The organism is Gillisia sp. JM1 (assembly GCF_000424645.1).
Lineage (GTDB): Bacteria > Bacteroidota > Bacteroidia > Flavobacteriales > Flavobacteriaceae > Gillisia.
The window spans coordinates 831683-852630 of the sequence record NZ_KE384219.1; the positions used below are offsets into that span (position 1 = coordinate 831683).

Genomic DNA, 20948 nt, shown 5'->3' on the forward strand with positions numbered 1-20948 from the left:
CTTAGTCTGTTATGTTAATTTTTATTTTATAGGGTGGCGTTTCCGAAGGTTTTACTCCTCTTGCAGCCATTTTATTGGTAATGGTAGATTCCATTTTAAGTTTCATTAAGGCAGAACGCATATCAACAAATTCGCTACGCATCTCCCGCACTTCAGTATTTAGCCTAGCTATATTATGAACCTTGCGTTCGGCACTATGCGAACTGGCGATCATGATAATTGCAAGAATTGTACAGAACACAATAAATCGCCAGTTCTTAACAGCATCATTGCTAATTAAGAAATTTGCTTTCAATATGTTATACATCCCCTTGTTCATCCCTGTCTTGCTATAAATTTCTTCTGAAATTAATCAGCATTATAACTTTACTGCTATTCTTAATTTTGCGCTACGAGCCCTATTGTTTTTATAGATCTCATCTGCAGAAGGAACTATTAAGCCTTTTACTTTTTTGAACGGAACAGATATATTCCCGTAAAAATCTTTTTCAGGCTCCCCTTCAAAAAGCCCACTTCTTATATATCTTTTTACCAATCTATCTTCTAAAGAGTGATAGGAAATAAGACTTACTCTCCCTCCTTTATCCAACAACTCCTCGGTTTGTAATAAAAATTCCTTAAGAACTTCTATCTCTTGATTTACCTCTATGCGAATTGCCTGATAGATCTGAGCTAATATTTTATGTTCCTTTTCCTTAAAAAGGAAAGGCTTTAGTACTTCTTTTAATTGATCGCCACTCTCAATTGGAGCAACTTCTCTAGCCTTAATTATTTCTGCAGCTATTTTTGAAGCATTTCTTAGATCGGCATATTCAAAGAATAATTTTTTAAGCTGTCCATGATCGTAGTCGTTGATCACTTCAAAAGCGCTCAAACTGCTTTTCTGACTCATCCTCATATCCAGCTTTGCCTCGAATCTGGTTGAAAAACCACGCTCTGCAACATTGAACTGATGAGAAGAAACACCAAAATCTCCAAGAATTCCATCTACTTTTTTAATTCCGTGGAATCTCAAAAAGCGCTTTATAAATCTAAAATTCTCATTTATTAACGTAAAGCGAGGATCGTCTATAGCATTTTCTAAAGCATCTTCATCTTGATCAAAAGCAAATAATTTTCCTTTTTCCCCAAGTCTACTCAATATCTCTCGGGAATGTCCGCCACCACCAAAAGTCACATCTACATATATTCCGTCTGGCTTAATATTTAAACCATCCACAGATTCTTTTAGTAAGACAGGATTATGATATTCCATTAAATTCATCGTTATCCATAACTTCTTCAGCCAGATCTGCAAAATCTTCGGCATCAGCACCTATGGTATTTTCATATTTATCTTTATCCCAAATCTCAATAATGTTAATTGCAGAAGAAAGAACGATCTCCTTATCCATTTCGGCGAAGCCAAAAAGATCTTTAGGAATCAATAAACGTCCATTTGCATCTACTTCCACCGTTTTAACACCAGCTGTAAATCTTCGTATAAAGTCATTATTCTTTTTCTTGAATCGGTTTAAACTATTGATCTTTTTCATCATTTCATTCCATTCCTCCATCGGATATAATTCCAAACAAGGCTGAAAAACAGATCTTTTCAGAACAAAACCTTCCTGCAAAACCGGTGTCAGCTGCTTTTTTAAAGCTGCCGGAACCATAAGACGCCCTTTAGCGTCTACTTTACATTCATATGTTCCAATTAGATTTACCACTCAATAACTTTATAGAGTCAAATATATTGAAATTATTACCACATTTTACCACTTTCTACCACTTTGTTGATAAGTTTTTCCACCTATTGTGCTGAAACACTTCTAAATAGAGCTAGTTCATTATGTCTCAGACTCTTGGTTTTTTCATGCGATTTTAGGCGAATTTTAATAGCAAATATTTGTGTTTTTAAAGCATAAATGCATTGCGCAATAAAGCTGTGTATTAAGTAAAAATGATTATACTTGTACTGAAATCGCTATATTTGCGATTGCTAATTGCAAATGGCATTCATGGAACACGATTTACAGCAAGAAGGAAAGTTTACTTACCTAGAAAAAGGGGAAGGAACACCAATAGTAATTTTACACGGACTCATGGGTGGCCTTAGTAACTTTGGTGGCGTTGTGAATTATTTCCCGGAAAGAGGCTATAAGATTCTAATTCCAGAATTGCCTCTTTACAATATGTCTCTATTAAAGACAAGCGTAGGAACCTTTGCTAAATATCTCAAAGATTTTATTGAATTCAAGGGGTATTCTGAAGTAATCCTTCTTGGGAATTCTCTAGGCGGTCATATCGCCCTTCTTTGCACAAAGATGTATCCTGAATTAGTAAAAGGTTTAGTTATTACTGGAAGTTCTGGTCTTTATGAAAATGCAATGGGTGAAAGTTATCCTAGACGTGGGGATTATGAATTTATCAAAAAGAAAGCGCAAAACGTTTTCTATGATCCTGAAGTTGCCACTAAAGAAATTGTAGACGAAGTTTATTATACTGTTGGCGACAGAAACAAACTGGTAAAAACATTAGCCATTGCTAAAAGCGCAATTCGCCATAATATGGCCAAGGATCTTCCAAAAATGCGCACGCCAACCTGTATTATTTGGGGTAGAAATGACAACGTAACTCCTCCAGATGTTGCAATAGACTTTAATAAGTTACTACCAGATTCTGACCTTTATTGGATAGATGAATGTGGGCATGCAGCGATGATGGAACATCCAGACACTTTTAATGAGCTATTATTTGAATGGCTTCAAAAGAGATCTTTCTAAGATTTAAATAATGACAATAAAATCTTCTGAATTTGTAGTAAGCAACAGTGATGTTGCAAAATGTCCAAACAGTAAATTGCCGGAATATGCATTTATTGGCAGGAGTAATGTGGGGAAATCTTCGCTCATTAATATGCTTACTGCCAGAAAAAGTCTTGCAAAAACATCTGGAAGACCAGGAAAAACTCAGCTAATCAACCATTTTTTAATCAATAAAGACTGGCATTTAGTAGATCTACCTGGTTATGGATATGCACGAGTTTCTAAATCCATCAAAAAGACCTTCCAGAAATTTATTACTCAATATTTTGAGCAAAGAGAACAAATGCTTTGTGCTTTTGTTCTTATTGATAGCAGGCACAATCCTCAACCTATAGATCTTGAATTTATGCAATGGTTAGGAGAGCACGGAATTCCTTTCTGTATTATCTTCACCAAAGCCGACAAGCTTAAGCCAAATGCCTTAACAAGAAACGTAGAAACTTATAAGGAAAAGATGTTGGAAATCTGGGAAGAGATGCCTGTGCATTTTATCACTAGCTCTACTAGTGATCTTGGAAGAGAAGAAGTGCTGAAATATATTGAAGACCTAAATACTCAGTTTATTTCCAATTAAGTCGAAAAGGTATTTTTAGCTTCAGGATCAATCTTCTGATTGGTTTTTTTTGCTGTAATGAGATTTGTAGCACCTCGGTTTATTGTTATTAGCCTAATTCTCGAGTTTTAATATTCACAAAGGTAGATTGATCATTTTCAAAAGCCTTCTTTCTCACTTGTTTAATTTTCCAATTCTGATTTTAAAATTTCCTATGACTCCAAATAAGTTTAATTGACACCAACCCTGCAAGGGTTCCAAACCCTTGCAGGGCTTATTAAATAAAGACAGTTGATTATTAACAATAAAATTCCAAAACTTTTAGAGCACAGTTTAAAGGAGTTTGGAATGTGGATTTTCCCTATTTAGGATTAGTATTGTCCGGTAAAAAAATTCAGGATTTCGGTGAGGCTAAATTTAACCTGGATTAGGAATGTTTTCAATGTTTAGGAGCTTGCTATTGGAACACAGAATTATTTTTTCTTTTTTGAAAAATTTATACATATTAAAATATTGTTTTTCAATTAGTTGGAATAAAGTCTTACGTCTTGAATCTAGCAGCGCAGCGATCTTATATCTTTTGTCGGACGACAATGATTTACAAAGGTAGATTGATCATTTTCAAAAGCCTTCTTTATCACTTGTTTAATTCCTTATCCAATTCTGATTTTAAATTTCCTATGACTACAACTAAGTTGGATTGACACCAGCCCTGCAAGGGTTCCAAACCCTCGCAGGGCTTATTCAATAAAGACAGTTTATTATTAACAATAAAATTCTTTGGATATAGACTCACTAAATTATATGCATAATTTTCGAGCTCCCCAATAATTTAAATTAATCCTTGAAAACATGTTTCAGTTCTTCTCAAGGAATATTTTCAAAAATTTAGAAAACAAAAAAACTGCTGAAAATTTTCATTTTCAACAGTTTCTAAAAATATTAAACACTAACTATATATTATAGTGCAGCGACGTGCTTAGCTAACTTAGACTTTAAGTTAGAAGCTTTATTATCGTGTATGATGTTGTTCTTCGCTAACTTGTCTATCATTGAAGCTACAGAAGGATATAATGTTTCAGCATCCTTTTTGTCTGCATCCTTCAATTTTTTGATAGCGTTTCTTGTAGTTTTATGTTGGTAGCGATTTCTAAGACGTTTAGTCTCATTGCTACGAATTCTTTTTAACGCTGACTTATGATTTGCCATTACTAATGTATTTAATTATTTTTAAAGTAGTCCGTAGGGGAATCGAACCCCTGTTACATGGATGAAAACCATGCGTCCTAACCCCTAGACGAACGGACCATTATTGTTTCAAAAAACACCTGCTTTCCAACAGATCAACTTATATTTCTACAAGCCTTGCAATTCTATAATTGCTTTGTAGTCCGTAGGGGAATCGAACCCCTGTTACATGGATGAAAACCATGCGTCCTAACCCCTAGACGAACGGACCAGTTTTTGCTTTAATGCGGATGCAAAAATACAACTATTTTTTAATGACGCAAATGTTGATCTATCTTTTTCTGAAAATAATCTGTCCTTTATTTTTCCTTGACAAATTCAATCTTTCAAAATTTCAACAACCTCTCTAATTCCTAGTGATTTAGCCTTTCCATATCAAATTTCACCTATTTCTAGACATGCCATTTTATTCTAGAATAAGGAATAAAAACTTTTAATAAAGCAACAAATTAGATTGCCTTAGTACGCTTTAGCAAATAACACACGCTGAGATGAAGGATTTCCTGTGAAAACACACTTCCCTTCTTCTTGTTTTTGATTCATAGGGATACATCTAATTGTAGCCTTGGTCTTATCTTTGATATTCAATTCTGTATGTGAAGTTCCATCCCAATGAGCCGAAATAAATCCTCCTTTGGTTTTCAAAACTTCTTTAAACTCTTCAAAAGTATCTACTTCTGTAATATGAGAATCTCTATAATCTCTAGCTCGTTTATGAAGGTTTTCCTGAATTTCGATCATTAGACCTTTCACTTTCTCCACTACATTTTCTTGAGAGACAAACTCTTTAGTTAACGTATCTCTTCTCGCAAGCTCTACACTCCCCTTCTCAAGGTCTTTAGGCCCTATAGCAATCCTTACTGGCACTCCTTGCAATTCATATTGCGCAAACTTCCAACCCGGCTTATAATGGTCGCTATTGTCATATTTCACAACAACTCCGGCTTTTCTAAGATCTGCCGCCAACTGTTCTGCAACTTCAGAAATTTGAGCCAATTGCTCTTCTCCTTTATATATTGGAACTATCACAACTTGTATTGGCGCTAATTTTGGAGGAAGCACAAGCCCTTGATCATCGCTATGCGTCATGATCAAAGCTCCCATTAATCTAGTTGAAACCCCCCAAGAAGTAGCCCATACATGCTCCAATTCACCTTCCTTAGAAGCAAATTTCACATCGAAGGCTTTAGCAAAATTCTGCCCTAAGAAGTGAGATGTTCCCGCCTGCAAAGCTTTTCCATCTTGCATTAAAGCTTCTATACAATAAGTTTCTAAGGCTCCAGCAAAACGCTCGTTAGCTGTTTTTGTTCCCTGAATAACAGGCATAGCCATGAAATTCTCTGCAAATTCTGCGTATACATCATTCATTTGCTCGGCTTCTGTAATTGCCTCTTGCTTTGTAGCATGCGCAGTATGGCCTTCTTGCCATAAAAACTCGGAAGTTCTAAGGAATAACCTAGTCCGCATTTCCCATCGCACAACGTTAGCCCATTGATTTATAAGTATTGGAAGATCTCTATAAGATTGAATCCAACCCTTATAAGTATTCCATATAATAGCTTCAGAAGTAGGTCTTACGATAAGCTCTTCTTCCAACTTCGCATCTGGATCTACTATTAATTTCGAACTGTTTTCCGGATCTGTTTTTAATCTATAATGAGTAACTACAGCACATTCCTTAGCAAAACCTTCAGCATTTTTTTCTTCCGCTTCAAAAAGGCTTTTTGGTACAAATAATGGAAAATAGGCATTCTGATGACCTGTTTCCTTGAACATTCTATCTAATTCAGCTTGCATTTTTTCCCAAATAGCATAACCATAAGGTTTAATAACCATGCAACCTCTCACAGCGGAGTTTTCGGCTAAATCGGCACTGACTACCAATTCGTTATACCATTTCGAATAATCTTCTTTCCTAGCAGTTAATTTCTTACCCATTCCTGTTATTTGGCATAAATGTTGCACTTTTATAAGCGTTGTAGCTATTTTACACAAGTTGCAACTAGTTAGCGCAAAACTAACTAATTTTGTAATGTTCAACAATTAAAACCACAGCTAATGAAACTTTATAATTATATACCAAAATCCATATATTTCTTCATGGCCGCTATGTCTACTTTTTTGTTGACATCTTGTGGTTCATACCAATATGCAGGTACTTCGAATGATGGAATTTATGGAGACACAGAGCAAGTACAAGTAGTAGTTCCTACTGAAGTAGAATATGGAACCAGAGAAGAAAATGGCGATTATTATAAGAGAATGTTTGAAGAAGAAGCTGCTCTTTACGGAGAGGTTTTAGCTGAAAATGCTGTTTTTACTGATGTAGATTCTTATTCTTCAACAGGAAATTACGATTACGACAACGAAAATTCTAATTACCAAGGTGGAGATGCCCCTTGGGGTAATGATCCAGACAGCTATTCTATAAATATTTATAATGATGGATTTTTTGGTGGCTTTCACCCTTATGGGATAAATGGTTTCTATGGTTATGATCCATTTTGGGGACCTGGAAATTTTTATGGCCCTTATGCAGGTTTCTATTCTCCTTATGGCTATGGTTTTGGATATGGCCGAGGATTCGGATTTGGTCAAGGATTTGGGTTTGGTCAAGGATTTGGGTTTGGTCATGGCTATGGTTACGGGATAGGTTTTTCTGCACACCCATTTATTTATGGCGGTGGAGGCTGGTATAATCCTTATCAAAACTTTTATTCCAGACAGCAAAACTTTAGACAGAATGTTGCCTATAATTCTGGTAGAAGAGGTGGCAACTATTCATCTTCCAACAGATCGAACGCAATAAGAAATGCAACCAACCTAGATAATAGAGGTAGAAGTTCTAGTTATTCCAGATCTATAAGAAATATTAGAAATTCTAACGATGAGTATGGTATTACCAGAAGAACCACTTCAGCTAGAACCTATAATACAAGATCCAATTCTGACGGTTCTTATTCTAGAAGCAGAAGAAGCTCATCAGTAAGTTCTCCATCTAGAAGAAGTAACAATAGTACTTATTCTAGATCTAATAGTTCCAGCAGAAATTCATCATCTACCGCTAGAAGTTCTAGCGCGGGAAGAAGCAGCTCTGGTTCTACATCGAGATCATCTTCTAGCAGTAGCAATAGAGGTAGAGGAAACCGATAAACATTTAAAAATTTATGAAAAAGCTATATTTTACAGTCATAGCACTAGCGGCTATGACTTTTTCTCAAGCGCAAGATATCACAGATGCTGTAAGATATTCATCAGATCAGTTATCAGGTACTGCTAGATACAGAGCAATGAGCGGTGCATTTGGAGCACTTGGTGGAGATTTATCTGCAATATCAATTAACCCTGCAGGTTCAGCCATATTTTTAAGCAGCGCAGCAACAGTTACTTTAAGCTATAACAACAGGCAAAATGACACGCGTTACTTTAATGGCGTTACATCTAATAATGATTCTGATGTGTATTTCGATCAAGCCGGAGCCGTTTTAGTTTTTAATAGCACCAATGAAAACACTCCCTGGAAAAAGTTTGTTTTGGGAGTCAACTATTCTCAAAATAATTCCTTTGACGATAGCTTCGTGGCGCAGGGATCAAGTTCAAATTCTATAGATAATTACTTTCTGGATTATGCGAACGGAGTGCCTTTGGGTCTTTTGGAAACTATAGATAACGAAAGTGTTACAGATCTCTATTTATTCTTAGGAGAAAATGAAGGTTTTGGAGCTCAACAAGCATTTTTAGGTTTTCAAGGTTTTATTATAAATCCTGATGACAGTGACCCAAATAATACTTCTTACACTTCTAATATTGCATCTGGTAATTTTGATCAGCAATATTCATATATCGGAACTGGTTTAAACGGGAAGTTTGCATTTAACTTCTCTACAAAATATCAGGATTTTCTTCATCTTGGAATTAATTTGAATGCGCATTTTTTAAATTATGATAGAGCTACCCGTTTAGTTGAACAAAATTCCAATAACGGAAGTGAAACTAACGAGATCATTTTTTCTAATAATTTAAGTACTACCGGAAATGGCTTTTCTCTTCAACTTGGAACTATCGCTAATGTAACTGAGAATATAAGACTTGGATTAACTTATGATACTCCTACTTGGTTTTTAATCGAGGAACAAACTACTCAACGTTTAGAAACTTTTAGTGATGAATTTAGTGATAGAGTAACTGTAAATCCTAATGTTGTTAATGTGTATCCAGATTACCGCCTAAAAACGCCAGGAAAACTTACAGGTAGTTTAGCTGTACTTTTTGGCGATCATGGATTAATCAGTTTTGATTATTCTTATAAGGATTTTTCAAATACTGAATTAAGACCACCGAATGATCCAGAATTTGTATTTCAAAATAATTTGATCTCAGATAATCTGAAAGCTGCTTCTACTTACAAAATTGGAGGAGAATATAGAATAGAAAACTGGAGTTTGAGAGGAGGTTACAGATTTGAAGAAAGTCCTTACGAGAACGAAATCACCTTAGGAGATTTAAATGGTTACTCGGCAGGATTTGGATATGATTTTGGATCTATAAAAGCAGATTTATCTTATGACCATTCATCTAGAACAGATAATCCTCAACTATACCAAGTTGGACTTACAAATACTGCAAATATTCAGAGAGATTTCTCAAGCGTAGTATTATCCTTAAGCTTTGGAATCTAAAAGAACAGAATAAAATATTAGTAAACAAAATCTCGAATCCTTTTAAAAGGATTCGAGATTTTGTTTTTTGATCCTTATAAGAATTTGAACTAATATTTAGAATTCATCAATTTCTTGTTTGAGAAATAATTATAATTTTAATGTGAAATGCCCAGTAAATTCTGATACTGTTCCCGTGTTCTGATCTTTTACGTCTACAACAAACCAATAATCATCTGCAGGCATGATCTCCCCATTATAAGTACCATCCCAACCTCTTCCGCGGGGATCTAATTGCTTTATGAGTTTACCGTATCTATCGTAGATTAATACCTTAGAGATAGAAACCTGAGGATCATTTATAACATTCCAAGTATCGTTAAAGCCATCCCCATTTGGAGTGAAAAATCTGGCATACCCAATTAATCTAAAAGCAGCAGAAGTAGCCATTCCACATCCATAAATATCTCTGACAGAAACTGTATGTAATCCTGGTTTTACATTAGTAAAATTTGCTTGATCTTGCCAGGCTCCATTATCCAGTTGATATTCATAAATAGGTTTTGTTTCCACAACCCCGTCAATTAGAACACTTACAACATAACCATCCTCAAAATCGTTCCCAGAAACATCAACGCTCAAATCTTTTAGAGGGGAATAAGAATTTAATTTGGTATTAAAAGTATTAGAACAGCCCGTTTGCTTATTGGTAATTTTAAGTGAAATTTCAGAAACAGAAGGCCGTTCTGTAAATATTAGTGTAGAATTTTGAACTCCATCTCCATCAGGATCATTTGGCACATTCCATTTGTATGTGTACTCATTTCCTAGGTCTTCACCTAAAATTTCTGTGTTCTGTAAACCGCCATTTGCATCCAAGCAAAAGACTGTTTCCTCAGCAAACTCAATAAATGGAATTGGAGAGATTTGCAACTTGAAAGAGACTGGATTAGAAACACATCCAGATTTCTGATTGGTAATAGTAGCTATAATTTCCTGCTGATTTACTGCTTCAAAAGAATCAGGATTCTCTATTGCTATACTATTAGTAAAATTAGTTTGATTGCTATAAAAATTTAAATTGAATAATGAATTCCCGTTTTGAGAGTCTTGGGTTATTTCATCATAAACTTGAGAAAGATCAAATATTGCTGTGGGCTCATTACTACATCCCAAAAAATCATTTGGTTCGATTGCGACAGGTTTTTCAAAATATTCAACTAAAATTTCATCGTCAAATCCTAAACCGGTATTATCATTTATTGCAATAACCTTATATCTGCCGGTTGATGTAACCGTGAAATTAGGACTAGCCTGATCTGCTAACAATGAAAAATCATTAGTGTTATCATCGAACACATAAAACTCATATCGAGTAGCATTTACATTTCTAGCTGTTAGCTTTACAGGAGCGCTATCACATAGCGCAAGATCATCGCCAAGAATATTAACTATAGAGCAATCTGTGGCACCAGAATTAGCTTGATTCAAATTAGTCTGCTCAAGGGTTATAAACCCAGGTTTTTCAGAATAATTTGTTATTAAAACCACATAAATCTGGCCAGTCGATGCATTATTGATTATAAAATTTTCCGTTGCCGATGGTGAATAACTACATCCGACGATTCTAGAAGGAGACAAGGCACTTGCACTACAGAGTTCTTCTCCCTCATTAAATGGTCCCCATGCAATAAAGTCTACATCTAAAGCATCTCCTGAGCCATTAGAATTTACAGTTTGGCTAATTCTAAAATTTAGATCTCCAGGATCTTTAATCTTCAAAAAAAACCAAGCTGGATATGGCTGAAAATCTAAGCATCTGTAATCAGGACCGCCTTCAGCTACAGCTAAATCTCCACTAAAAGCATTAGAATTGGGAAAAACAAACTGGGTAGTCCCAGCACAAAAGGGCTGGATACTAGAACATCGATCTCCTTGAGCATAAATCTGGCATACTCCCGCCAGAGAGATGACGACAAACAGTATAAGATGTACTATGGACTTCATATATCAGATTACCAAAGAAATGCAAATTACACATTTTACAGGAATTACCTCACTTGGCTTTTTAGAATCTTTGCTTTAAAGAGTCATAAAAAATGTATCTTTGCTAGCCTAATATATAGATTACCACCAGTATTGAATAAAGTGCTATGAAGATAGACCATATGGAAAATAAAATAGATGAAATGGGCGATGCTCACGTTTCTACAAGTGCAAATAATCCACTAAGAGAAGATGCTTTTGATTTGAGCAATGAAGAGAAAATTGTCTTAATCAATAAAGATGTGAAAAGTATTTTGCAAACTTTAGGGATGGATCTTACAGACGACAGTATAAAAGGAACCCCACAAAGGGTTGCAAAAATGTTTGTAAATGAAATTTTTGGCGGCTTAGATCCTAAAAGAAAGCCTAAGGCTTCAACATTCGAAAATAAATACAAGTATGGGGAGATGCTAGTAGAGAAAAATATCACTATCTATTCTACCTGTGAACACCACTTATTACCTATTGTTGGGAGGGCGCATGTTGCATATATTTCCAAGGGTAGCGTGATAGGTCTTTCCAAGATGAATAGAATTGTAGACTACTTCGCTAAAAGACCTCAAGTCCAAGAGCGAATGACTATGCAAATAGTTCAGGAATTACAAAATGCGCTAGGAACTCAAGATGTTGCCTGTGTAATAGATGCTAAACACCTTTGCGTTAATAGTAGAGGGATTCGCGATATAGAAAGCAGCACGGTAACAAGTGAATTTGGTGGTGCTTTTAAAGAAACGTCTGTAAAAAGGGAATTTCTAGATTACATAAAATTAGACACTTCCTTTTAAATACATTCATAAATCAAACTCTAAGTAAGCACTATTTATGGCTCTTTATAAAGAACAAAGCTTAAAACTTTACAACTCGATCACAGGAGAAAAGGAGATTTTTAAACCAATAAATGAAGGTCACATAGGCATGTATGTTTGTGGACCTACCGTTTATAGCAATGTTCATCTAGGAAACTGCCGAACTTTTATTTCTTTCGATCTTATTTTTAGATATTTCAAACATTTAGGGTATAAGATTCGCTATGTTCGAAATATTACAGATGCCGGGCATTTGGAAAATGATGCAGATAGTGGTGAAGATAGAATTGCAAAAAAAGCCAGATTAGAGCAAATTGAACCTATGGAAGTGGTTCAACGATATACCGTAGATTTTCATAACACCTTACAAAAATTCAATAATCTGCCACCTAGTATAGAGCCTACTGCTACTGGTCATATTGTGGAGCAAATTGAAACGATTAAAACTATCATTGAAAAAGGCTTTGCTTATGAAGTCAATGGTTCTGTTTACTTTGATGTTTTAAAATTCAATAAGGATCACGATTATGGAAAGCTTAGCGGTCGGTCTATTGAAGATATGATTGCAAATACTCGTGAGCTTGCAGCACAAAGTGATAAAAAAAATCCTCAGGATTTTGCATTATGGAAAAAGGCAGAACCCCAACATATTATGCGTTGGCCATCTCCTTGGAGTGATGGATTCCCTGGCTGGCATTTGGAATGCACCGTGATGAGTACTAAATACCTAGGCGAACAGTTTGATATACATGGTGGCGGAATGGATCTAAAATTCCCACATCACGAATGTGAGATCGCACAAGGGGAAGCCTCTACCGGTAAAAACCCTGTAAATTACTGGTTGCATGCCAATATGCTAACCCTTAATGGCCAAAAAATGGCAAAAAGTACTGGTAATAATATTCTTCCAAACGAAATTTTCTCTGGAGAAAATGATAATTTAAGCAAAGGTTTCGAGCCGTCTGTTGCACGTTTTTTTATGCTTCAGGCTAATTACAGAAGTATTCTCGATTTTTCTAACACCGCATTATTAGCGAGTGAAAAGGGATTTAAAAGACTAATGGATGCTTATAGATATAGTTCGCAATTACCTGTTTCTTCAACTTCATCCTTTTCCGTTTCAGAATGGAAACAACGTTGCTATGATGCTATGAACGACGACTTTAATAGCCCCATCCTGATTGCAACCTTATTTGAAGCTGTGAAATTCATTGTAGGAGTAAAGGAAGGTAATGAGCAAATTACTGCTGAAGATAAAGAGCTTTTACACACAAGCATGCATGATTTTATTTTCGACGTGCTTGGATTATTAGACTCCACTGTGACTAATCAGGATAATTCTGAAAAACTTTCTGGAACGGTAGAATTGCTTATTAAATTAAGAGCTGAAGCTCGAAACAATAAAGATTTTGCTACTAGCGATCAAATTAGAGATCAATTATTAGTCTTAGGTATTCAACTAAAAGACGGTAAAGAAGGAACTGTTTTCACTTTAGAAAATTAAGAAATAGCCTTATGCTAAAAAAATGGCTGGCATATCCATTCATTTTACTGGTAAAATTCTATCAGGGAGCAATCTCACCTTTAACTCCTGCTACGTGCAGATATACTCCAACCTGCTCTCAATACACTTTGGTTGCACTTAAGAAATATGGATTCTTTAAAGGTGGCTGGATGAGCCTTAAGAGAATTGTGAGTTGCAACCCTTGGGGAGGTTCTGGCCATGATCCAGTTCCTTAGTCAATTTGCTATTTACTTAGAGGACTATTGCCAAACCATCCAAATATGTATCTTTACCTAACAAATTTAAAAATTACTAGATGCTTTTTAATGCTATAACCTGGAGTCCTTCTGAAGGATTTGATTTAGGCTTTTTCACTCTCCACTACTACAGTTTAATGTTTCTTATAGCCTTTGGATTAGGGTGGTATATTATGAAAAGCATTTATGCTAAAGAAGGAGTTTCTATAGAGAAATTAGATTCGCTTTTTATATACACTGTATTAGCAACTTTAATAGGAGCAAGATTAGGACATGTATTCTTTTATGATTGGGAATATTTCCAGCACAACTTATTAGAGATCTTCCTTCCAGTTCGTTTTGAACCAGAATTTCAATTTACAGGTTTTCGTGGTCTAGCTAGTCATGGTGCAGCCATAGGGATTATTGTTGCCATGTATCTTTATAGAAAGAATGTTTTGGACAAGCCTATTTTATGGATCTTGGACAGAGTGGTAATTCCAGTTGCCAGTGGTGCTATTTTTATTAGAATTGGTAATTTTATGAATTCTGAAATTATTGGCAAACCAACAAATAGCGACTATGGAGTGATTTTCCAAAATCTAGGTGAAAGCTTCCCGAGACATCCAGCTCAATTATATGAATCTTTTTGTTATTTATTAATCTTTTTACTTCTATGGTTCGTCTATTGGAAAACAGATAAAAAACAGAAGATCGGATTCTTGTTTGGCTTATTCTTAGTTTTACTTTGGACAGTTAGATTCTTTGTAGAATTCCTGAAAGAACCTCAGGTAGAAGAACGTGCAATATGGCTTATAAACACGGGACAATGGCTTAGCATACCATTTATTATAGCTGGTTTATATTTTATGCTTAGACCTTCAAAAAAAGTGGCAGCATGAAAAAAGTAAAGAGATTTATTAGTGTTGGAATTATCCTGGGAATTATGTTTTCTTGTGCAGAGGAAGCCAAGAACACTTCTATAGAGACAGATGAAATTCAATTCACCAAAGAAGGAGAGCTTTTTCTTCTAAAAGGTGAAGACACCCTTCAGAAACTGGATATAGAGTTAGCTGAAAGCGCTTATGAAAAGCAAACGGGTTTGATGTACAGAAAAACCATGGAGCCAAACCAAGGCATGCTTTTTGTGTATTCTGAAGAATCTATGCATAGCTTCTATATGAAAAACACATATATCCCATTAGACCTTATTTTCTTCGGAAAAGATAGCAGTATAGTTAGTTTTCAAGAGAATGCAAAACCACTGGATGAAACATCGCTACCATCTAAAGTGCCAGCACAATTCATTCTCGAACTAAATGCAGGAAAAGCGGAAGAATGGAAACTTGCTGTAGGTGATAAAATGATCTTCAATAAAAATTAAATCGTTTTAAAAGAACTATTCTTCAGCATTATTTTTATAGGATTCATTTATCAATTATATAATCGTGATGAACCAATTCCTACTCGGGACTATTGAAATGGGCTTATCAATACACAATCAAGAAAATGTCCTTCTGAGCATAGCGAAGAATCTCAAAGAAGCAATTAATACAAAATTACAAAGGATCCTTCAACAATCTCTGGAGCTATCGGGACAGGATGACAATCTAATGTCACATTTCCCGAGGGATCGGACTGTAGAAATGTGAAAAAATGAGATACAATACAAACTACCTGAAAAAGATCATTTTCTTGTCATATTTCCCTAGGAATCGGGATGTCGAAATATCGGTAAAATAACTTTAGATATTACCAAAACAAGCTGCAAGGAGAGCCTTTAACTCCTTAGTCATTCCTCTGATGCAGTTCAAAACCTTTCCCATAAAACAAAAACACAAAAAAGCTGTTCGTTTCTGAACAGCTTTTTTATATTATTGAAATACTTGCGGATTAATTATGCAACTACTTCTTCTTTCTTTTTGTTATCTCTAATTGCCTTTTTATTTGCACTATCAAACATAACAGGCGTAGCAATAAATAGGGATGAATAAGTACCTACAATAATACCGATAATCATTGCAAACATAAATCCTCTAAGGCTTTCTCCTCCAAATATAAAGATAGCTAACAACACTAAGATAGTGGTTAAAGAAGTATTAACTGTTCTACCAAGCGTACTATTTAAAGCACTGTTAATTATTTTACTTCTTTGCCACGTAGTATGTTCATTCGCGTATTCACGAATTCTATCAAACACTACCACGGTATCATTCAAGGAGTAACCTATTACCGTTAAAATTGCTGCAATAAATGCTTGGTTTATCTCCATACTAAATGGCATAATATTATATGCTAAAGAGAAGATACCTAATACTATTAATACATCATGGAATACTGCCGCTACAGCACCTAAACTATATTGCCATTTTCTAAATCTCAATAAGATATAAAGGAATACCACGATTAAAGATCCTAATACCGCCCAGAATGAATCATTTTTAATATCATCGGCAATTGTTGGGCCTACTTTCATAGATTTCATAATTCCAATTTCACGTTCGTTGGAACCTACTGTAAAGTCATCGAAAGAGATATCTGTTGGTAAATGCGGTTGTAAAGCATCGTACATCATTCTCTGAATCTCTGTATCTACAGCTTCTCCATCATCTTCAACTTTGTATTTTGTGGTAATCTTTAACTGATTATTTGGACCATAGGTTTTTGCTTCAGCACTTTCAAATGTAGCGATAAGATCTTTTTCAACTTCCGAAGCATTTACATCATCTGCAAATCTTACAGTATAGGTTCTACCCCCAATGAAATCTACTCCTTCATTCAATCCATTCGTAAAGAAAGATCCAATACTTACTAGAATAAAAATTCCGGATATAGTATATGCTATTTTTCGCTTACTTAAGAAATCGATATTCATATTTGCGAATAGGTTCTTGGTGATCGAAGTACTAAACGCTAAAAACTTTCCATTTTTACCATATCCATCTATGAATAATCTTGTAATAAAAATTGCAGTAAACAAGGAAGTTGCAATACCTATTAATAAAGTAGTGGCAAAACCTTTAATTGGTCCTGTTCCTAAGATCAATAAAATTAAACCGGTAAGACCAGTAGTAATGTTAGCATCTAAAATAGAAGAAAGCGCATTGTTAAATCCGTCTTTAATAGCATCTTTTTGCGATTTTCCTTTTGCCAGTTCCTCTTTAATACGTTCAAAGATAAGTACGTTCGCATCTACCGACATACCAATAGTTAAAACGATACCCGCAATTCCAGGTAAAGTAAGCACCGCTCCAAGACCGGCTAAAATTCCGAAGATAAAGATGATGTTCACCACAAGAGCAACATCAGCAAAAAGACCAGCTTTTCCGTAATAGAAGATCATCCACAACAAAACAATGGCTAAGGCAATAAGGAATGAATTCAGACCGCTACTTATAGCTTCTTGCCCAAGAGATGGACCTACGATCTCACTCTGAATAATATCTGCAGAAGCAGGTAATTTACCAGCTCTAAGCACGTTTGCTAAATCTTGACCTTCAGCAATACTAAATTCTCCTGAAATTTCACTTCTCCCACCACTAATTGGTCCTGTAGAAACAGTTGGTGCAGAATAAACCACGTTATCTAAAACTATTGCAATATTACTTTTCTCGGTATATGCCCTTCCAGTCATTTCTTCCCAGATCTTAGCACCTTTACCATCCATTTGCATAGATACTGCCACTCTACCTACTTGATCGTAGGTTTGTGTAGCATCTGTAATAACATCTCCTGTTAATGCAGGAAGCATTTCACGATCTCCTTTTAAAGCATAAAGATCTGAAACATTTTCTTTTGATACTCCCCATACAAATTCTGTAAAACGCAGGTCTGCAGGTAAAAGAGATCTTACCTGAGATTTATTTAAATACTCTCTAACTTGTGCAGTATCTTTTGAAGAAAAAGAGGCTAAAACCGGACTTCCTTGGAAACCTGGAGAAACCATTAGATCCAATAAAGGATTGTTTGCAGTTTGAACTTCAGAAGAATCTTCTGTGCTTGCAAGTAATGCTTCAATCTCCTCATCTTCTTCAGAAGCTGAAAGCGTATCTTTTTTCTCTGCAGATTTATCTTCTTTCTTAACCATTTCTGCAAGTGTGTTATTTGCATTGATCAAAAAATTCCCGAAATCTGTATTCTTATGTACATACCAGAATTCTAACTGAGCAGTACTTTGAAGTAATTTTTTAACACGACTGATGTCCTTTGCTCCAGGAAGTTCTACCAATATTCTACCAGAATTCCCTAGACGCTGAATGTTTGGTTGTGCAACCCCAAACTTATCTATACGCTTACGCAATACTTCGAAAGCAGAAGTTATAGATTCGCTAACCTTTTCTCTAATAATAGGTTTAACAACATCATTGGTCATTTCAAAATTCACCTGATCGCTAAGAGTCTTATTGGCGAAAATATCTGGAGAAGCTAATTTAGCTCCTTCATTTTTTTCAAATGCCTCATAGAAAAGGTCTAAATAATTTTCCTGACTATCTTTTTGTGCAGCATCAGCTTCAGCTAAAGCCTTATTAAATGCAGGATCGCTACTATTGTTAGCCAATCCTTTTAAGATATCTTTTACAGAAATTTGAAGAATCACATTGATTCCTCCTTTAAGATCGAGCCCTTTATTAAGCTCCTTATCTTTTGCTGTGTTGTAAGTAATTCCAGCAACAATCTCGTTATTACCAATAGAATCTAAATAACTAGCTTCTTCAACATCTCGCAGTACAGAATATCCCTCTACGTTAGTACCTATTTTTTGCTTAGCAAATGCCTCTGCATCACTCTCTACCCCGCTGGCAATAAATGTAAATGATAGCTGGTAAATACATACCAGACCAAATAAAACCGCAAAAATCTTGATCAGTCCTTTATTCTGCATTATTCTTTATTATTTAATGTCAATTTTTAAAACGGACAAATATAGGATTTCATTATTCAAATGCCAATTATTTTTTTTTGAAAAATTTAACTTTTCTACAATAAAAAAGACCACTTAAAAAGTGGTCTCTTTTGAGATTCAGTTTTCACTGAAATATGATAGAAATACTGCTAAAAAGTCAACAAATCATTCGTTTTCTTTACACCTTCAGCACTTTCTTTAATCTTAGCTTTTTCAGCATCGGTTAATTCTATTTCAACGATCTTTTCTAATCCGCCTTTCCCTAAAATTGCAGGTACACCAATACAAAGATCATTTAGTCCGTATTCTCCATCTAAAAGCGCAGAACATGGGAACATTTTTTTCTGATCGCAAGCAATTGCTTGAACCATTGCAGAAACTGCAGCTCCTGGCGCATACCATGCACTGGTTCCTAATAATTTAGTTAAGGTTGCTCCACCTACTTTAGTATCTTCAGAAACTTGATTCAATCTGTCTTCAGAAAGAAAAGCAGTTACAGGAATACTATTTCTTGTTGCCAATCTTGTTAAAGGCACCATTCCAGTATCACTATGCCCACCTATTACCATTCCATCAACATCAGATGGAGGACATTCTAAGGCTTCACTTAATCTAAATTTGAAACGTGCACTATCTAAAGCACCACCCATTCCAATAATTCTATTTTTAGCAAGACCTGTGGTTTTATGCACTAAATAAGTCATTGAATCCATTGGGTTACTCACCACAATAATGATAGTATCTGGAGAATGTTTAATTAGATTTCCTGAAACTTCTTTTACAATTCCAGCATTGATACCAATTAATTCTTCCCTTGTCATTCCCGGTTTTCTAGGAATACCACTTGTAATAACTACAACATCACTACCAGCAGTTTTAGAATAATCATTAGTAGAACCTACGATCTTAGAATCGAATCCGTTAAGAGTTGCAGTTTGCATTAGATCCATTGCTTTTCCTTCAGCAACACCCTCTTTAATATCTACTAAAACAATTTCTGAAGCAAAATTCTTTATGGCGATATACTCTGCACAACTTGCTCCAACAGCACCTGCTCCAACGATAGTAACTTTCATTTTATATATTTTAAATATTAATTATTGATTTTATACGAAAATACAAATTATGTAACAGTTAAGTAATAAGGAATGGTTAAATGTATTTAGTTCAAGCGGTAATGAAGTCCAACATTTGCATTGAACAATCCGCTGGCAGAAAACACCGTGCTAAATTTAAATTTATTAACGTAGTAGTTAAATCCTATATTCCCCTTAAATTTCCCTTCGCTATTTCCTAGAGCACCTAATTGATTATTTAGAGTAGGCAATGACCCTCCCGTACCTCCAAATGCATAATCGAATTTAGAATTAGTATAACCAAAACCACCCATTACTTCAAAAGTATCATAAAGCTTAGAACCTATTAGTTGCACATTATACATATTTGCATCTACATCTATTCTATCTAAATTTGCAATTTGTATATCGATAGGGGTAAATTTATAATCTGCTTTAAAATTGCTATAATTAGCTACCAATGCAAATTGAAAATCTTCAGGTCTAAGTCTTTTAAATATATACTGAGAGAAATTATGTTTCAGCCCAACTCCATAAGTGCTTATTCCCACATCATTTATAAAAATTTCAGGTAAATATCTTACCGCGATCTCTGTCATATATGGCAATCCAACAGTAACTTGTGGAAAAGCATGCAACACCACGCTTTTATCCAAACCGTCTATAGCATCAAATTCAAAATCCTGTCCGAAAATTGACCCTTCATAAGCAGCATCTGTATCACCACCATAAACCGTTGGCAACAGTGCATTATTTTCCCCGACTATCGATAAATTATTAAATTGATTATTATTAATTATTTTATCTTGTTGAGAACTTGGGACAAATAAGGCATTTCCATGAACCGAAACTTCCACTTGCCATTTTTCTAGAGTTGAAGCTGAAGAAAACCAACCTGCACTAGATTGCAAAGTTGCTCCTTCTGCTCCTGGTGCAGCAAAATTTTCAGCTATTAAAAGCATGTCATTAATTAAAAGATTTACATCTTCTTGAGCCTTTGAAAATTGAGTCACTAAGAGTAGTGATAAAAACAAGATAGATTTTGGGAGGTTTCTCACAGTGTTAAGTTTTTGTATTGGGGATAAAATTAATAAAATTCAGATTGTAAATT

At 35.1% G+C, this 20948-nt stretch carries 18 protein-coding genes and 2 tRNA genes; 9 read left to right on the plus strand and 11 right to left on the minus strand.

Annotated elements, in window-relative coordinates:
• Window position 1 precedes the first annotated feature (1 nt).
• Genes H033_RS0118150 through mraZ form a run of 3 tightly spaced genes read right to left on the minus strand, consistent with a single transcriptional unit; the run spans window position 2 to window position 1709 of the window.
• Window positions 2-319, minus strand: a complete 318-nt coding sequence (locus H033_RS0118150; RefSeq protein WP_026839570.1) for an FtsL-like putative cell division protein — start codon at window positions 317-319, stop codon at window positions 2-4.
• Window positions 320-358: 39 nt separating this feature from the next.
• On the minus strand, window positions 359-1255 hold the full coding sequence (rsmH, locus tag H033_RS0118155) for a 16S rRNA (cytosine(1402)-N(4))-methyltransferase RsmH (RefSeq protein ID WP_026839571.1): 897 nt from the start codon (window positions 1253-1255) through the stop codon (window positions 359-361).
• Window positions 1242-1709: a division/cell wall cluster transcriptional repressor MraZ gene (mraZ, locus tag H033_RS0118160; protein WP_026839572.1), complete on the minus strand. Its 468-nt coding sequence runs from the start codon at window positions 1707-1709 to the stop codon at window positions 1242-1244. The genes rsmH and mraZ overlap by 14 nt, the downstream gene beginning before the upstream one ends.
• Before the next feature lie 291 nt (window positions 1710-2000).
• On the opposite strand from mraZ, the gene H033_RS0118165 reads away from it, so the two are divergent.
• Window positions 2001-2765: an alpha/beta fold hydrolase gene (locus H033_RS0118165; protein WP_026839573.1), complete on the plus strand. Its 765-nt coding sequence runs from the start codon at window positions 2001-2003 to the stop codon at window positions 2763-2765.
• A 10-nt stretch (window positions 2766-2775) separates the two neighbouring features.
• Window positions 2776-3381 carry a ribosome biogenesis GTP-binding protein YihA/YsxC gene (yihA, locus tag H033_RS0118170; protein WP_026839574.1) on the plus strand — a complete coding sequence of 202 codons (606 nt, stop codon included), beginning with the start codon at window positions 2776-2778 and terminating at the stop codon, window positions 3379-3381.
• A gap of 939 nt (window positions 3382-4320) precedes the next feature.
• Here the strand turns inward: yihA and rpsT are convergent.
• The 4 genes from rpsT to proS all read right to left on the minus strand — a co-directional run bounded on the left by rpsT (window position 4321) and on the right by proS (window position 6546).
• Window positions 4321-4569: a 30S ribosomal protein S20 gene (gene rpsT, locus H033_RS0118180; RefSeq protein ID WP_026839575.1), complete on the minus strand. Its 249-nt coding sequence runs from the start codon at window positions 4567-4569 to the stop codon at window positions 4321-4323.
• Window positions 4570-4596: 27 nt separating this feature from the next.
• Window positions 4597-4668, minus strand: a tRNA-Glu gene (locus H033_RS0118185).
• Between the two features lie 79 nt (window positions 4669-4747).
• Window positions 4748-4819: transfer RNA gene (locus tag H033_RS0118190), tRNA-Glu, on the minus strand.
• Between the two features lie 248 nt (window positions 4820-5067).
• Window positions 5068-6546 (minus strand): proline--tRNA ligase, encoded by a 1479-nt coding sequence (gene proS, locus H033_RS0118195; RefSeq protein ID WP_026839576.1) that lies wholly within the window; start codon window positions 6544-6546, stop codon window positions 5068-5070.
• 120 nt (window positions 6547-6666) lie between these two features.
• On the opposite strand from proS, the gene H033_RS20675 reads away from it, so the two are divergent.
• A complete protein-coding gene (locus H033_RS20675; RefSeq protein ID WP_155827873.1) occupies window positions 6667-7761 on the plus strand; it encodes a hypothetical protein in 1095 nt (364 codons plus the stop codon).
• A 14-nt stretch (window positions 7762-7775) separates the two neighbouring features.
• Window positions 7776-9287: an OmpP1/FadL family transporter gene (locus H033_RS0118205; protein ID WP_026839577.1), complete on the plus strand. Its 1512-nt coding sequence runs from the start codon at window positions 7776-7778 to the stop codon at window positions 9285-9287.
• Between the two features lie 129 nt (window positions 9288-9416).
• On the opposite strand, the gene H033_RS0118210 is transcribed toward H033_RS0118205, so the two are convergent.
• Window positions 9417-11273, minus strand: a complete 1857-nt coding sequence (locus tag H033_RS0118210) for a T9SS type B sorting domain-containing protein (protein WP_034886452.1) — start codon at window positions 11271-11273, stop codon at window positions 9417-9419.
• Between the two features lie 146 nt (window positions 11274-11419).
• Here H033_RS0118210 and folE point away from each other — a divergent pair, with 146 nt between their 5' ends.
• The 5 genes from folE (at window position 11420) to H033_RS0118235 (ending at window position 15242) form a co-directional block, all read left to right on the plus strand.
• Window positions 11420-12097 carry a GTP cyclohydrolase I FolE gene (gene folE, locus H033_RS0118215; RefSeq protein WP_026839579.1) on the plus strand — a complete coding sequence of 226 codons (678 nt, stop codon included), beginning with the start codon at window positions 11420-11422 and terminating at the stop codon, window positions 12095-12097.
• Window positions 12098-12134: 37 nt separating this feature from the next.
• On the plus strand, window positions 12135-13622 hold the full coding sequence (gene cysS / locus H033_RS0118220; protein ID WP_026839580.1) for a cysteine--tRNA ligase: 1488 nt from the start codon (window positions 12135-12137) through the stop codon (window positions 13620-13622).
• An 11-nt stretch (window positions 13623-13633) separates the two neighbouring features.
• The gene (yidD, locus tag H033_RS0118225) at window positions 13634-13858 is read left to right on the plus strand and encodes a membrane protein insertion efficiency factor YidD (protein WP_034886453.1); all 225 of its coding nucleotides are present in this window, start codon (window positions 13634-13636) and stop codon (window positions 13856-13858) included.
• An 80-nt stretch (window positions 13859-13938) separates the two neighbouring features.
• On the plus strand, window positions 13939-14760 hold the full coding sequence (gene lgt, locus H033_RS0118230; RefSeq protein ID WP_026839582.1) for a prolipoprotein diacylglyceryl transferase: 822 nt from the start codon (window positions 13939-13941) through the stop codon (window positions 14758-14760).
• On the plus strand, window positions 14757-15242 hold the full coding sequence (locus tag H033_RS0118235) for a DUF192 domain-containing protein (protein WP_026839583.1): 486 nt from the start codon (window positions 14757-14759) through the stop codon (window positions 15240-15242). Before lgt ends, H033_RS0118235 begins: the two co-directional genes overlap by 4 nt.
• Before the next feature lie 513 nt (window positions 15243-15755).
• On the opposite strand, the gene secDF is transcribed toward H033_RS0118235, so the two are convergent.
• The 3 genes from secDF to H033_RS0118255 form a co-directional block, all read right to left on the minus strand.
• Window positions 15756-18740: a protein translocase subunit SecDF gene (secDF, locus tag H033_RS0118245; protein ID WP_026839585.1), complete on the minus strand. Its 2985-nt coding sequence runs from the start codon at window positions 18738-18740 to the stop codon at window positions 15756-15758.
• A gap of 170 nt (window positions 18741-18910) precedes the next feature.
• Window positions 18911-19837: a malate dehydrogenase gene (mdh, locus tag H033_RS0118250; RefSeq protein ID WP_026839586.1), complete on the minus strand. Its 927-nt coding sequence runs from the start codon at window positions 19835-19837 to the stop codon at window positions 18911-18913.
• Between the two features lie 86 nt (window positions 19838-19923).
• Entirely contained in the window at window positions 19924-20895 is a 972-nt protein-coding gene (locus H033_RS0118255; RefSeq protein WP_026839587.1) for a DUF6588 family protein, read from the minus strand.
• Window positions 20896-20948 lie beyond the last annotated feature (53 nt).

What these genes read in the sequence shown, in the direction of transcription:
- H033_RS0118150 (WP_026839570.1), bottom strand. Translation starts at nt 319, where the DNA reads ATGAACAAGGGGATGTATAACATATTGAAAGCAAATTTCTTAATTAGC.
- rsmH (WP_026839571.1), bottom strand. Translation starts at nt 1,255, where the DNA reads ATGGAATATCATAATCCTGTCTTACTAAAAGAATCTGTGGATGGTTTA.
- H033_RS0118165 (WP_026839573.1), top strand. Translation starts at nt 2,001, where the DNA reads ATGGAACACGATTTACAGCAAGAAGGAAAGTTTACTTACCTAGAAAAA.
- yihA (WP_026839574.1), top strand. Translation starts at nt 2,776, where the DNA reads ATGACAATAAAATCTTCTGAATTTGTAGTAAGCAACAGTGATGTTGCA.
- rpsT (WP_026839575.1), bottom strand. Translation starts at nt 4,569, where the DNA reads ATGGCAAATCATAAGTCAGCGTTAAAAAGAATTCGTAGCAATGAGACT.
- proS (WP_026839576.1), bottom strand. Translation starts at nt 6,546, where the DNA reads ATGGGTAAGAAATTAACTGCTAGGAAAGAAGATTATTCGAAATGGTAT.
- H033_RS20675 (WP_155827873.1), top strand. Translation starts at nt 6,667, where the DNA reads ATGAAACTTTATAATTATATACCAAAATCCATATATTTCTTCATGGCC.
- H033_RS0118205 (WP_026839577.1), top strand. Translation starts at nt 7,776, where the DNA reads ATGAAAAAGCTATATTTTACAGTCATAGCACTAGCGGCTATGACTTTT.
- H033_RS0118210 (WP_034886452.1), bottom strand. Translation starts at nt 11,273, where the DNA reads ATGAAGTCCATAGTACATCTTATACTGTTTGTCGTCATCTCTCTGGCG.
- folE (WP_026839579.1), top strand. Translation starts at nt 11,420, where the DNA reads ATGAAGATAGACCATATGGAAAATAAAATAGATGAAATGGGCGATGCT.
- cysS (WP_026839580.1), top strand. Translation starts at nt 12,135, where the DNA reads ATGGCTCTTTATAAAGAACAAAGCTTAAAACTTTACAACTCGATCACA.
- yidD (WP_034886453.1), top strand. Translation starts at nt 13,634, where the DNA reads ATGCTAAAAAAATGGCTGGCATATCCATTCATTTTACTGGTAAAATTC.
- lgt (WP_026839582.1), top strand. Translation starts at nt 13,939, where the DNA reads ATGCTTTTTAATGCTATAACCTGGAGTCCTTCTGAAGGATTTGATTTA.
- H033_RS0118235 (WP_026839583.1), top strand. Translation starts at nt 14,757, where the DNA reads ATGAAAAAAGTAAAGAGATTTATTAGTGTTGGAATTATCCTGGGAATT.
- secDF (WP_026839585.1), bottom strand. Translation starts at nt 18,740, where the DNA reads ATGCAGAATAAAGGACTGATCAAGATTTTTGCGGTTTTATTTGGTCTG.
- mdh (WP_026839586.1), bottom strand. Translation starts at nt 19,837, where the DNA reads ATGAAAGTTACTATCGTTGGAGCAGGTGCTGTTGGAGCAAGTTGTGCA.